This is a genomic window from Chitinophaga sp., from assembly GCF_039596135.1.
GTDB lineage: Bacteria > Bacteroidota > Bacteroidia > Chitinophagales > Chitinophagaceae > Chitinophaga.
This window is the reverse complement of record NZ_JBCNKH010000013.1, coordinates 88,582-101,769: the sequence shown is the minus strand read 5'-3', so window position 1 is coordinate 101,769 and position 13,188 is coordinate 88,582. Positions and strand designations below refer to the sequence as shown.

Below are 13,188 nucleotides of genomic sequence, written 5' to 3'. Positions count from 1 at the left end.
AGCCAAACAGGGAGGAATGGCAAAGCCATTCCTCCCTGTTTGAAATTATTTAGCCAGTAGCTGTTTGGTATACTCCTCACCCCAATGTGGCGCAATCTCGCTTGCCGGCTTAAAAGCCGCAAACTTCTTCAGCGCTACTGTAAACTTCTCTTTCGCTTTTTCCTTGCTACCACCAAACTGTTCCGGTGTATAATACAAAGACTGTCCCTGCAGCATATCCACACGTGGATTATCCTTATTGATCTGTGCTGCCTGCGCCAGCCATGTTGCAGATTCTGAACCAAACTGCATACCCCTTGTTTGTGGATCTACCCCAATGCGTGCAGTAGCAATCAATGACCTGATACAATAGATCTCATCATTTTTAGGACTCAGTGCATCTGCCTGCAATATAGCAGCCTGCGCCTTATCATCGATCGCATCTACCTTGCTCTTATCCTTCTCCATCAGCGCATTCATCACATAGCAATAAGCAGCGTAGTAATAAGGTAACCATTGTGTTTTTTCAGCAGCAGCAATGCGCTCAAATGTGTTGGCTATTTCCTGCATCTTCTCTGGCCCACGGTTGGCCGGATCATCCAGCTGCGCAATCTGTTTGCTCATGGCAGACTGGTATTGCGCACTCTGTGCAAAGGTCATCGAAAAAGTAGTCACTAAAAGGCAGAAGGAGAGAACAAAATTTTTCATCATATACGAGTTTAGGTTTTATAAATTATCAATCGTTTCCTGGCGTCTGTCTATACCGAAACTCATAAACATACCCAGGTAAATAAAACGGGGAATATTTGGCGTAATCGCTTCCCGGCGCAAAGCATCTGTTGAATAATGATAGCCATACACCTGCTTGAAATTACCCACGTTATTCACAGATAAAACGAAGATGGTAAAAGCTTTGCGAATTGAAGTCAGATAACTGACACTCAGTCCGACTGAATTATAATCAATGGTCTTTTGCGACATAAACTGGCTCACGGGCAGATTAGGATTATAATAAGGACGACCTGTAGCAAAACTGTATGTCAAACCGATATTAGTAGTAATAGAAGAGATGTAGTATTTGGTCACTATGCTGAAAGTATGTTTGGCAGCAAAGTCCGGCTGTACTTCATATGGATAAGTGAGATAATTTCGCTTGGTATCGAGGTAAGAGTAAGACACCCAATAGTCAAGATTCTTCACACTCTTACGATCACGCCAGAAGAGCTCAATCCCTTTTGCATAACCGGTACCGTTAGTCGCAGTATCCGGGCTTGTCTTTACAAGGTTATGATACTTCTTATAGAAGGCTTCCACACGCAATGTATAGTTATTCGCTACCCGCTGAAAGCTGGCTATGTAATGCGTTGCTTTCATGTAATCCAGGTCCGGCTTGAACCGCATGTATTGCTGCTCTGGTTTTTGATAGTAATCACCATAGGCCAATGATACCTGACTATACTGATCTAATTTATACGCCAGTGATACACGCGGTGCAAAATTCATCTTCGCAATCTTCGACGAATATTCCATACGACCACCTACACGACCTACGAATTGTGGTGTAAAGTAAATATCACCTTCTGCAAATGCAGCTGAATAATTATCTACATAGTTCGCATGAAATTCATTGTAGGCAGAGTTCTCCACGGCATACTGATACTCCCCTCCAAAACGCAATGCAGAGAAATTACCGATGTTCTTTGTGAGCATCACCCTACCCTGCGTAAGTTGAGATAAGTTATGAATCTTAGTGGGATCCGGATTTTTCTGCATCGTATCCAAAGTGATTTTATCAGTGTTGGTGCTAAATGATACCCCTGCATTTATCTTCCAGTCATTATTTAATAACTCCTTATAGCTTAGATTCGTATACACATTCTGATTTTTCATCTCAAACAACTCCTTATCTCCCACATATTCAAGGCTGGGACGAATACTCCCCATATGCGTCCAGTTACTATACCCATAGAACTTGAGCATACCGGTTTTAGATGTTTTCCTTCTGAAGTTGGCAGAAGTACCAATGATCTCCGGGTTCACACTCGGCTCATACTTAGGCTTGATCACATTCATATAGGGTCCCAGATTGGTATAATCAGCTTCTATACCAAAGGAACCTTTCTTGTCTTTTGCCAGTTCATCCAGGCCACCACTGAAACCAATCGGCGATACACCCAGTGTATAGGAAGACCGCTCCGGCAGATCCTGCGATTCCAGTACCAATGCAGAAGATAAACCCTGTCCGTACTGGGCAGAATAACCACCACTGCTAAAGGTCGTTCCTTTAAAGAGGAAAGGTGAAAAACGACCTCGGCCCGGCATATCAGGCAATCCTGAATAAAAAGGATTACGCACCAGCAATCCATCTATAAATGTCTGTGTTTCGTAACCGGTACCACCACGTACAAAAAGACCTTCCTTGTCATTCGTTTGCTGCGTACCCGGCAATGTTTTCAATGCACTCACGATATCTGCCATCGCACCACCGGTAGTCACAATGTCCAGTGGTTTCAGTACGGTATTATTCTTTTCGCTGCTGGCTTCGATGCTGCCTGCGGAGATGGTTACTATTTTCAGCTGACTGATGTCGTTTCTTAAGATGATGTTTAAAACAACTGCACCTGAGAGGTTCACTTTTTGTTCCTGTGTCTGGTAACTGGCTAAGTTGAAAATAACACTTTGTTCGCCGGTAGCGTCTGTGGTGAAAGAGTAGGTACCGTCGGCGGCACTGGTAGCGCCGTCGTAAGAGTCCTTAATGGAGATGTTCACTCCCTGTAATGGATGGTTTTTCTTGTCGGTGATCTTTCCGCTGATTTTGGTTTGTGCCTGCAGAACGGTCGTCGACAAGGTGGTGAATAACAGAATTAGGTAAAACTGATACATAGGGGGTGTTGAATTTTTAACAAAGCTACACTGAGGCTGGGAGGCTATCAATCTAATAAAGGCAAATGTAGGTGGTATTGCCGGTAAAAGCGGGTTAACTGTCGGTAAAAAATTCAGTGGTAAAACCGCATTTCGGTAAAATAGAAAAGCCCCTCCAACAAAGGAGAGGCTTCTCGTAATATACTTACCTTGACAGGCTTATGCAAATCTTGGTTTCAGTTCGCTAGCCAGCGCAACCATTTTCTTCAGACCTTCTTCAGGCAGGTTACCCTTCTTGAACTCACCCATTACATCTGGCAGACGCACTTCCATTTCATGCAGGAAAGCTTCTTCGAAAGCCTTCACGTTTCTAACCGGAACTTCACGCAGCAGACCGTTGGTACCCAGGTAGATCATAGCTACCTGTTTTTCTACGGTGTACGGAGAGAACTGAGGTTGTTTCAGGATTTCCACGTTGCGGGCACCTTTATCAAGTACCTGCTTGGTAGCAGCATCCAGGTCACCACCGAATTTGGAGAATGCTTCCATCTCACGATATTGTGCCTGGTCCAGTTTCAGGGTACCAGCCACCTTCTTCATGGATTTGATCTGAGCGTTACCACCCACACGGCTTACGGAGATACCTACGTTGATAGCCGGACGGATACCAGCGTTGAACAGGTTGGACTCCAGGAAGATCTGACCGTCAGTGATGGAGATTACGTTGGTTGGGATGTATGCAGATACGTCACCAGCCTGAGTTTCGATGATTGGCAATGCTGTCAGGGAACCACCACCTTTTACCAGGTGCCTGATTGATTCTGGCAGATCGTTCATCTGTTGGGCGATTTCATCCTTGCTGATGATCTTTGCTGCACGCTCGAGAAGACGGCTATGCAGGTAGAATACGTCACCAGGATAAGCTTCACGTCCAGGAGGACGACGGAGCAGCAGGGACACCTCACGGTAAGCAACCGCCTGTTTAGACAGATCATCGTATACGATCAGTGCAGGACGACCGCTATCGCGGAAGAACTCACCGATAGCAGCACCAGCGAATGGAGCATAGAACTGAAGAGGAGCAGGATCAGCAGCAGAAGCAGCCACGATAGTGGTGTAAGCCATAGCACCTGCATCCTGCAGGGTTTTCATTACACCCGCGATAGTAGAGGCTTTCTGACCGATCGCTACATAAATACAATATACTGGTTTACCAGCGTCAAAGAATTCTTTCTGATTGATGATGGTATCGATACAGATGGCAGTTTTACCAGTCTGACGGTCACCGATTACCAGCTCACGCTGACCACGACCTACAGGGATCATCGCATCGATCGCTTTGATACCAGTTTGCAGTGGTTCTTTTACCGGCTCACGGAACAATACACCCGGAGCTTTACGTTCCAGTGGCATTTCATACAGTTCGCCAGTGATAGGGCCCTTACCATCGATAGGAGCACCCAGGGTATTTACTACACGACCTACCATGCCTTCACCTACTTTAATAGAGGCGATCTTACCGGTACGACGTACTTTGTTACCTTCTTTAATTTCACCCGATTCACCCATCAATACCACACCCACGTTATCTTCTTCAAGGTTCAGTGCGATCGCCTGAACACCATTTTCGAATTCTACCAGTTCACCGGAACGAACGTTGTTCAAACCATAAACACGTGCGATACCATCTCCCACCTGCAATACGGTACCAACCTCCTCAAGGTCAGCAGCAGCATTGAAGTTGCTTAGTTGCTGGCGTAATATCGCCGAAATTTCATCTGGTTTTATCTCCACCATAGTGATATACTTTTAGAAAGAGTCGTTAAATAAATTGATGTATAACGACAACAGCTTTGCGTGTACGCAGCGGCTGCTGTAAATTGTTTATTTCAGTTCAGGTACATAGATATTACCTGCAAATTGCTTTTTGATATCATTCAGGTCACGCAGCACTGATGCATCGAACAGCTTATCTTCTGTTTCCAGCACAAAACCACCGATCAGGTCAGCATTTACTGCTGTTTCCAGTTCGATCTTTTTGTCAGAGCCAGCTTCTGCTTTCTGTTTGATCACATCCAGTACTTTTGCATCTACTGGTACTGCTGTGGTGATCTTCACCTTGCTGATACCTTTCAGTGTGTTGTACTGACGGAGGTATTCTCCGGCAATCTCAGGCAAATTGCCTTCCCTGCCCTTGATAACCAGCAACTTCACAAAAGCGGAAGTGATGGCGCTCACACGGCTGTCCAGGATGGCAGCGAGGATCTGTTGTTTTTTCTCAGGCTTGATGATGGGACTTTTCAGCAAATTCACCACATCAGGATTTGTTTTAGAGAGCTGCTGCAGGAAGAGCATATCTGCCTGTACAGCCTCCAGCTGTCCTTTTTCAGAGGACAGATCTATCAAAGATTTTGCATACCTGGATGCTAAACGGGGATTCCGCATATGATTAGCGATTAGCTCTTAGTTTAATTTAATTTCTCCTGCCAGTTCTTTAATGTAGCCTTCCTGGGCGGTCTTGTCAGACAGTTCTTTACGCAGCACTTTCTCAGCTACTTCGATTACCAGCTTACCAACCTGGTTTTTAACATCAGTCAGGGCAGCCATTTTCTGGTTGTCGATAGCGGTGTAAGCTTCGCTGATGATCTTTTTAGCTTCAGCCTGGGCTTGCGTCTTAGCTTCAGCAATGATGTGATCTTTAGCGTCTTTAGCTTCTTTCAGGATTTTGCTCCTTTCAGCTTTAGCTTCTGCCAGTACGTGCTCATGTTCAGCTTTCATCTGCGCCATTTCCTCTTTCACTCTTTCAGCAGCTGCGATAGAGTCTGCAATAGAAGTTTCTCTTTCCTTCAGGGTAGAGAGGATCGGTTTCCATGCAAACTTTTTCAGGATGATGAAAAGAATGATGAATATAACTAATGAGAAGGTAAACAAGCCTAACGCGGGCTGCAACAGATCCATGATTATTAGAATTTATTTGGTTCGCATTATTTTTTTCTTTGCTGATGATGCCAGTGTACCAATGCAATACACAAACATTTTTACCGGTATACTGCCAGATCAGCGATCCATTTTTGAGATGGGAATTACTGCATCCATTGCCCTGTGCGCCGGATGCAGTAATAAGTTTTGGCCTTACAGCACTACTGCCAGCAGACCTGCGATAACGCCGAACAGGGCAACACCCTCTACCAGCGCCGCAGCCAGGATCATGTTAGCGCGGATGTCATTTGCAGCTTCAGGCTGACGAGCGATAGATTCCAGCGCGCTCTTACCGATGTTACCTACACCGATACCAGCTGCGATAGCAGCGATACCAGCACCAACAGCACCACCAGCTTTAGCCAGACCAGCAGCAGAAGCAGCTGCTTCAGTACCAGCTTGCAATAAAACAGTTAAAATAGCCATGATAAATGTGTATTTATTGTTTAATACGAATTTTGATCTTAGTGATGTTTAGCCTCGTGGTGATCATCATGACCGCCTTCCATTGCCTGACCGATGAATACTGCCGTCAGGTTAGCGAAGATGAACGCCTGGATAAAGGCCACCAGCAATTCCAGCATCATCATTACGATGTTGAACACAATCGTGATCGGCGCAAAACCGAAACCAGCAATTGGCTGCAGTGAACCGAAGATGAATACCAGGGAAATAATGCTCAGGATGATGATGTGACCCGCCAGTATGTTCGCAAAAAGACGAATCATCAGGGATATCGGCTTAGTGAAAATACCGATGATTTCCACAGGTACCAGGATTGGTTTTACCCATCCCGGAACAGGAGGATTCAGCGTGTGCGCCCAGAAATGCTTGTTGGAACTGAACATTGTAGCCAGGAAGCTAATCAGTGCCAGTGCAGCTGTTACTGCCAGGTTGCCGGTTACGTTCGCACCACCGGGTAACAAACCTAACAGGTTATTGATAAGAATAAAGAAGAAGATAGTGAGAATGAAAGGCGTATATCTCTCATAAGCACCAGGAATATTTGGCTTAGCTACTTCGTCACGCATAAAGATGATCACTGGCTCCAGCAGGCTTTGCATACCCTTTGGCGCCTGTTTGGAACCTCTCACACGGTAAGCTTTCGCTACACTCGTCATAATCCAGACCAGCAGAATAGCACCTATCAGCATGGAAGTCAGGTTCTTGGTGATAGACCAGTCATAAATTTCTTCGCCAGTTGGATTGTCTTCACCATCTACTGCTATGACTTTGCCCGCTACGAACTTTGCAGGATCCAGATGTTTCTCTTCCAGGTAATGTTCGTTTACCAGGCGGTAACCATTATAAGAAGCATGACCATGATGGAATTGCGAGCTCGAGAAAGTGGAGAGCCCTCTTTCCTTGCTATAAATAATAACAGGTAAAGGGATCGTTACAGGAGTGCCTGCAATGTCCAACAGATGCCAATCATGGGCGTCCTTAACGTGGCCAAGGATCACCTCTTTGGCATTAAACCCTTTCTTTTCCTGAGGCTCACCCTCAGCCGGGTTTGCAAACGTACTATACCCACTCATGCAGAAAACTGCAATAAGTGCTACCAGCTTAAGTTTTAACAGTTTGGAGGAAATCACCGCTTTCTGAAATTTTGCGCAAAGATAACCAGAATTATAATTAAACAAAGGGAACGATGAAAAAAGGAAAGCCGGGAAAACAATGTCATATTACATATTAATGCAATAATACATTGCCGTCCCGACTTTCGTCATACTTTTTATCCTATTTAAAGGAAATATATTTTTGCTCTGCGTTGACTATCAAGTTGAAAAAATCTTTCATCTGACCAACTTCAGCTGCCGGAACGCTGTCCATGATGTTCGTCAGGAAGCGCCTGTTTATGATCAGTTTGCCGGGTGCCACCTTGTGATAAGTGAGCTCATATTTCATATCCTTAAAGGTCGCTTTTACATCCGAAGGTACCTGGTCGAAGGTTTTTCCTGCAGGCAGGTCCAGTTCTATCTCGCTGGTGTAGTGATCTGTATTTTCGTACAACCAGTATTCAAACGGGTACTGGCGGGGCTCATTGCTGAATACATCGCTGGTGGCCACCACATCCATAAATGGTGGCTTGATCATATTGATGTCGCCCACCCCAATTACCTCATTCTTAACGGTATAAGCCGTGCTGATCGTCACTGAGTCCTCCAGGTTGTCCAGGTTCGCTACCTTAAAACTATCCAGGGTCACCGGGTTCTTGTAATGGCTGGCAGCACTCTGCTGCAGTGCTTTCCGCATCTCCTCCTCGTCTTTGTCCGCAAATCGGCCCCTCATATTGGAGGCCAGTTCCCCGTTCACTGTCATAGCTGTCTTTACCTTCAGATCGGTTGCACCCACCTCTATTTTGGTTTGACGGCTCAGCTTCACATCATATTTATCAGTTGGTTTCAGCAGGCTGATTGTCTCCTTCGTATCGTAGTTGAAAGGAATATTCAGAATCTGTGCATTGATGTCATTCTGGGGCAGTGCATGGTAAGGCAGCTGATTATCAGTCAGTTCCAGGTAGCGATAGTGCTCCCCATCCTTAAACCGGGCTATACAGTGGTTGAACTCCATGGATGGCAGTACCATACTCTGCTGCCCGTTCCGGCGGGTACTTACCAGCACCAGGTTGGCATCCAGACCTACCTTGCGGGCCAGGGATACAAAGAGGGTACTCACATCCTTACAGTCACCCAGGCGGGTATTCAGGGTCTTGGATGCCCGCTGTGGAATATACGCTCCCTGCCTGAAGGCCACTGAGCTGTAACTGATATGCTGCTCTATGAAGTTGTAAATCCTTTTTGCCTTCTCATCATTGGTCAGCTTCTTTTCTTCTCCATTCGGGAAGATTTGTTGCAACGCCTTTAATACATCGAAATTCTCTTTGGACTGCTGCCGGGTCACATCGCTGTACCACTCCGCAATCACATCCCACGATTTCACGGTAGACACATGCAGTACCTTGCCAATATCCCCCAGTGAAGGGCTGTAAGATTCGTCTTTGAAAGCAGGCACATTTTTCATTTCCCAGGTATACATGTGGAAATCTTCGTGCTGGCTCTCTACCGGTTTCACATCATCCGCATTCTTCATTACATAGTTGATGCTGAGCGGTGCAGCCACCATCAGGCTATAACGCGCCAGTTTGGTAGGCACCTGTGCCTGGAAGTAAAACTTATCCCAGTACTCACGCCCCAGACGCCCAATCCCAAAGTTGCTCACCTTGTAATTGTAGTAAATTACATCACCTGGTTCCAGGCGGGTGAACACAATGTCATTGTCGTAGGTTTCTGCGGAGATCTTGGTGCCATTGGCTTTTACCACTTCTGCTTTGATGATCGTCAGGTCAGAATAAGTACTGTTGTAAGGAATGGATATTTCTTTCCATTGGTCAATCGCATCTTTCTTGTTGATGTAAATGGCCGTATTCGTCACCTGTTCACTGGCGCCTTCTGCATAGAGTACTACGTTTTCTTCGTCGAAGATGTAGTAGTAACTCTTAGCCGTATCCTGCGGTGCTTTCAGGTCTTTGTTGATGGCCGCGTAATAATCCATTTTAGGGAAGTAGCTGAATACGTCCGGCTTATTCTCCAGCTCACGGATTTTTTCCCGGTAAGTAGTACCACCTGCATATAGTGCCAGCGCCTGTTTATAATAATCCAGCGCTTTGTCCTTATCGCCTTTTTGCAGGTAACAGGCAGCTATCGTACCCAGTGGGCTTGAATTGTATGGGCTGATGGCATGCTCTGTTTCCAGGTAGTGAATAGCAGAATCATATTGCTGTGCAGCAAAAAAATGAGTGATAATCGGTGAATACACATACAGTTCATACGGCGCCGTCTTAATAATATCACGCAATACTGCCAGCCCTTTTTCTGGTTCTTTCTGCTGGAAATAATCTTCTGCCAGCTGTTCCTGCACTTTGGTATTGTTGTGATTTGCTACGTACTTTTCCAGTATCCGTACGGCTTCTGCCGGGTCTCTCACCATCTTCTGATTGTAGGAGTACATGCCCGTTACAATGTCGTATTCATCCGGGTACAGTTCATATGCTTTCTTCAGCAGGGTGACCATACTGTCTACATGCTGCAGATTCGCATGCAGGTACATTTTCTTGGTGAGTGTCCACAAACTTTGTCCTTCGCGGGCTTCCAGCTTGTTCACTACTTCCAGCGCATCGCTCCATTTCTTTTCATCTTCCAGCTCTGACTCGTGTCCCTGCATGACGAGTGTATTCTCAGGGTCTATCTGTTTCAGCATTTCTACCAGTGCAGAAATGTCTGTTCTATCGTATTTGGAAGACAGGCATTCCAGGTATTGATAAGCCAGCAGCGGGTCCTGCGGATCCTTTTCAAAGAATTTAAACAATGCATCTTTTGCTTTATCATACTGCTGGTTACGGTTATATACCTTGGCGAGCAGAATGGCATAGATAGGATCGTTCGGATATTTCTCTACCTGCTTTTTGAAATAAGCTTCGGCAAAGTGTGGCAGCAATTCCGGTACATCCGTGCTTTTATCTACAGGGTAAGTTTCTACTTTATCTGTCGTGGAGATCCCCTTCAGGGTTTCGTATTTATCATCCGTAAGGCGAACGATAAAGTTAGAACCGGGATTCGTAAAGCCAATCTGCACCAGTACGCGGTTGTAGCCCTTCTTCAGGTGCACACGTACATTGAATTTATCCAGCTCAGTTGCTATTTCATCTTCCTGTGCTATCAGGAGTTTATCATTCAGCCAGGCTTTTAGGCTGCCATTGCCCCCCAGGCAAAGAATCGCATCCTGGTCTGCAGGCGAATTCACAAAAGTCTGCGCATATCCCACTGAGTTAGCAGCCGGGAACAGTGTGCCTACAAACAGCCAGCCGGCACTATCGGTCACAGCTGGTTTGAACCAGTCTATATGTGTGTTATTGTAAGAGGTAAAGCCTTTTCCGGCTGCAGGCTCTTTCAGCGGACCATAGTCTTTGTTGAAACCACTGCCGCTGATATTGTCAAAGGAACCGACAAACTGCCAGTTGTTTAAAGCGCCAATCTGGTTGTATAGATTACCAGACTCCTTCAGTTGCATACCCACCAGGTGATGGAGCCCTTTGAAGTACTTAGCCGCGGCATGCAGTGAACCATTGAAGCGGGGGTCGGTCAGTACCGTGTTCAGGTTATCCAGCTGCTTGCCTTTCTTAATGCCGTAAGAGCCGAAGATGCCATCAGTGAACCATAACGCGTAGGTATATGGATTCAGGTCGGTAATCACTGTAAATGGCGAAGGATACCTGTCGAGAAATGTATCCCCGCGCCCGTCATAGCTTTCCAGCAATATCAGGGCAGCATAAGCATTTTGTTTGTGGGCCGGGTCGCTCTTCAGTACTTTCCGGAACAATTCGTAAGCATGTGCTTTGTCGTTTTTGTGCAGCGCCTCCCACGCTTTTTCATAATCGCCTGCATGGGTTTGGGTAGTGACAGCTACGAACGCAATACAACATAATAGCACTCTCATAGTACTTCTCATAAATAGGTAGGGGAGTTTATTTTACTAAAAATAACAAAAAAAGGGGTCATTCCTTTATTCATTCCAGGCCTGCGGCAGGCTGGTTATATCGTATCGGGTTGTTTAAACTGCATGCTATGCAACTTGAAATAAAACCCTTCTAATTTCAACAACTCTTCGTGCGAACCCATTTCCTTCACCACTCCCTTGTCCAGCACAATGATCTTGTCTGCCTTGCTGATGGTAGACAGCCGGTGTGCAATTACAATGGAGGTACGGTCTGCTATCAACTTATCGATAGCGCGCTGAATCAGCATTTCAGATTCTGTATCTACTGAAGATGTCGCTTCATCCAGTATCAGGATGGCAGGGTCATATAATAAAGCCCTTACAAAAGATATTAACTGACGTTGTCCCAACGAAAGGGTTGTTCCCCTTTCCATTACCTGGTAATCGTATCCCCCCGGCAATTGCATAATGAACTCATGCATACCTATGAGGCGGGCGGCTTGTTCTACCTGCTCTCTCGAAATATCGGGGTTATGAAGTGTAATGTTTTCATAAATGGAACCTGCAAAGAGAAACACATCCTGCAATACGACCCCAATCTTACTGCGCAATGACTGCAAGGCATACTCCCTGATATCTGTTCCATCAATGCGGATACTTCCCTGCTGAATCTCATACAGACGATTCAATATACTGATTATTGTCGTCTTTCCGGAACCTGTATGTCCCACAATTGCAATGGTCTCTCCGGGTTCTGCGTGGAAGTTAATATCCTTCAGTACATATTCCTTATCCTTATAGGCAAAATAAACATGATCAAAAGCGATAGCGCCTTTCATTTGCGCAGCACTCTCATTGCCATTATCAGGCATATAATCGTCGCTATCCATGATCCTGAACACGCGCTCACTGGCTACCATCCCCATTTGCAGGGTATTAAACTTGTCTGCCAGCATACGGAGTGGGCGGAATAACATATTCAGGTACATGATAAACGCAATCATCACCCCCTGTGTCACTTCGTAATTCAGTACCTTATTCGCTCCCCACCACACCATTAAGCCCAGGGAAATGGCGAGGATAATTTCTACTACCGGGAAAAAGACCGAGTATGCAAAGATCGCGTCTACGTTGGCCTGCCTGTGTTCTTTATTGATTTGTTTGAAACGTGCAAATTCTCTTTTCTCTGCAGAGAATGCCTGTACAATCACAATCCCTGTCAGGTGTTCCTGCACATACGCATTCAGTGCCGCCACTGCATTTCGAACGCGGAAGAATGACTTGTTTACGCTTTCCTTGAAGATATAAGTAGCGATGATCAGGATCGGGAACGGGGACAGGCTGATCAGCGTGAGGCGCCAGTCTTCGTAGAACATTACACCCAGGATGGCTACGATCATGAGCATATCTGCAATGATAGAAATCAAACCTTCGGAAAATACGTCGTTGATAGCTTCAATATCGTTGATGGTGCGGGTGGTGAGGGTACCAATGGGGGTCTTGTCGAAGAAAGCGAGATTGAGATGAACGATCTTTTTGTACACTGCTACACGCATATCTTTCACGACCGATTGTCCCAGCCAGTTAGTAAGGTACGAGAAGTAGAAACGAAACACCGTTTCCAGCAGCAGTAACCCAACCTGGATGATGGAGATAGTAATCAACATCTGCATCATCTGGCTGGCAATGTATTTATCGACCGTGAGCTGGATCAGGTAAGGTCGCATGGGCGAAATTACTGCCAGTAACACCGTCAAAAACATGGATATGTAAAAGGAACGTCTGTAAGGAACTGTAAAACTGAATATGCGCCTTAATAGACTGACATCGAATACTTGCTTCTTAACCGCTGGATTTTCCACTCTAATATCG

General features: G+C 45.7%; 9 protein-coding genes. All 9 read right to left on the bottom strand.

From position 1 onward, the window contains the following. Nucleotides 1-45 precede the first annotated feature (45 nt). The gene (locus tag ABDW16_RS11415) at nt 46-690 is read right to left on the bottom strand and encodes a hypothetical protein (RefSeq protein WP_343669855.1); all 645 of its coding nucleotides are present in this window, start codon (nt 688-690) and stop codon (nt 46-48) included. Nucleotides 691-705: 15 nt separating this feature from the next. Continuing rightward, on the bottom strand, nt 706-2,862 hold the full coding sequence (locus tag ABDW16_RS11410) for a carboxypeptidase-like regulatory domain-containing protein (RefSeq protein ID WP_343669854.1): 2,157 nt from the start codon (nt 2,860-2,862) through the stop codon (nt 706-708). 198 nt (nt 2,863-3,060) lie between these two features. Further along, nucleotides 3,061-4,638, bottom strand: coding sequence for a F0F1 ATP synthase subunit alpha (atpA, locus tag ABDW16_RS11405; RefSeq protein WP_343669852.1), 1,578 nt, complete (start codon nt 4,636-4,638; stop codon nt 3,061-3,063). An 87-nt stretch (nt 4,639-4,725) separates the two neighbouring features. Then, complete coding sequence (atpH, locus tag ABDW16_RS11400; protein ID WP_343669850.1) at nt 4,726-5,286, bottom strand: ATP synthase F1 subunit delta; 561 nt, start codon at nt 5,284-5,286, stop codon at nt 4,726-4,728. A gap of 18 nt (nt 5,287-5,304) precedes the next feature. After that, complete coding sequence (gene atpF, locus ABDW16_RS11395) at nt 5,305-5,799, bottom strand: F0F1 ATP synthase subunit B (RefSeq protein WP_343669849.1); 495 nt, start codon at nt 5,797-5,799, stop codon at nt 5,305-5,307. Nucleotides 5,800-5,973: 174 nt separating this feature from the next. After that, nucleotides 5,974-6,246, bottom strand: a complete 273-nt coding sequence (gene atpE, locus ABDW16_RS11390; RefSeq protein WP_343669847.1) for an ATP synthase F0 subunit C — start codon at nt 6,244-6,246, stop codon at nt 5,974-5,976. Between the two features lie 38 nt (nt 6,247-6,284). Further along, on the bottom strand, nt 6,285-7,415 hold the full coding sequence (gene atpB, locus ABDW16_RS11385; protein ID WP_343669845.1) for a F0F1 ATP synthase subunit A: 1,131 nt from the start codon (nt 7,413-7,415) through the stop codon (nt 6,285-6,287). A 145-nt stretch (nt 7,416-7,560) separates the two neighbouring features. Further along, nucleotides 7,561-11,328, bottom strand: a complete 3,768-nt coding sequence (locus ABDW16_RS11380; protein ID WP_343669843.1) for a DUF3857 domain-containing protein — start codon at nt 11,326-11,328, stop codon at nt 7,561-7,563. Nucleotides 11,329-11,411: 83 nt separating this feature from the next. Further along, nucleotides 11,412-13,079, bottom strand: a complete 1,668-nt coding sequence (locus ABDW16_RS11375; RefSeq protein WP_343669841.1) for an ABC transporter ATP-binding protein — start codon at nt 13,077-13,079, stop codon at nt 11,412-11,414. Between the last annotated feature and the right edge of the window lie 109 nt (nt 13,080-13,188).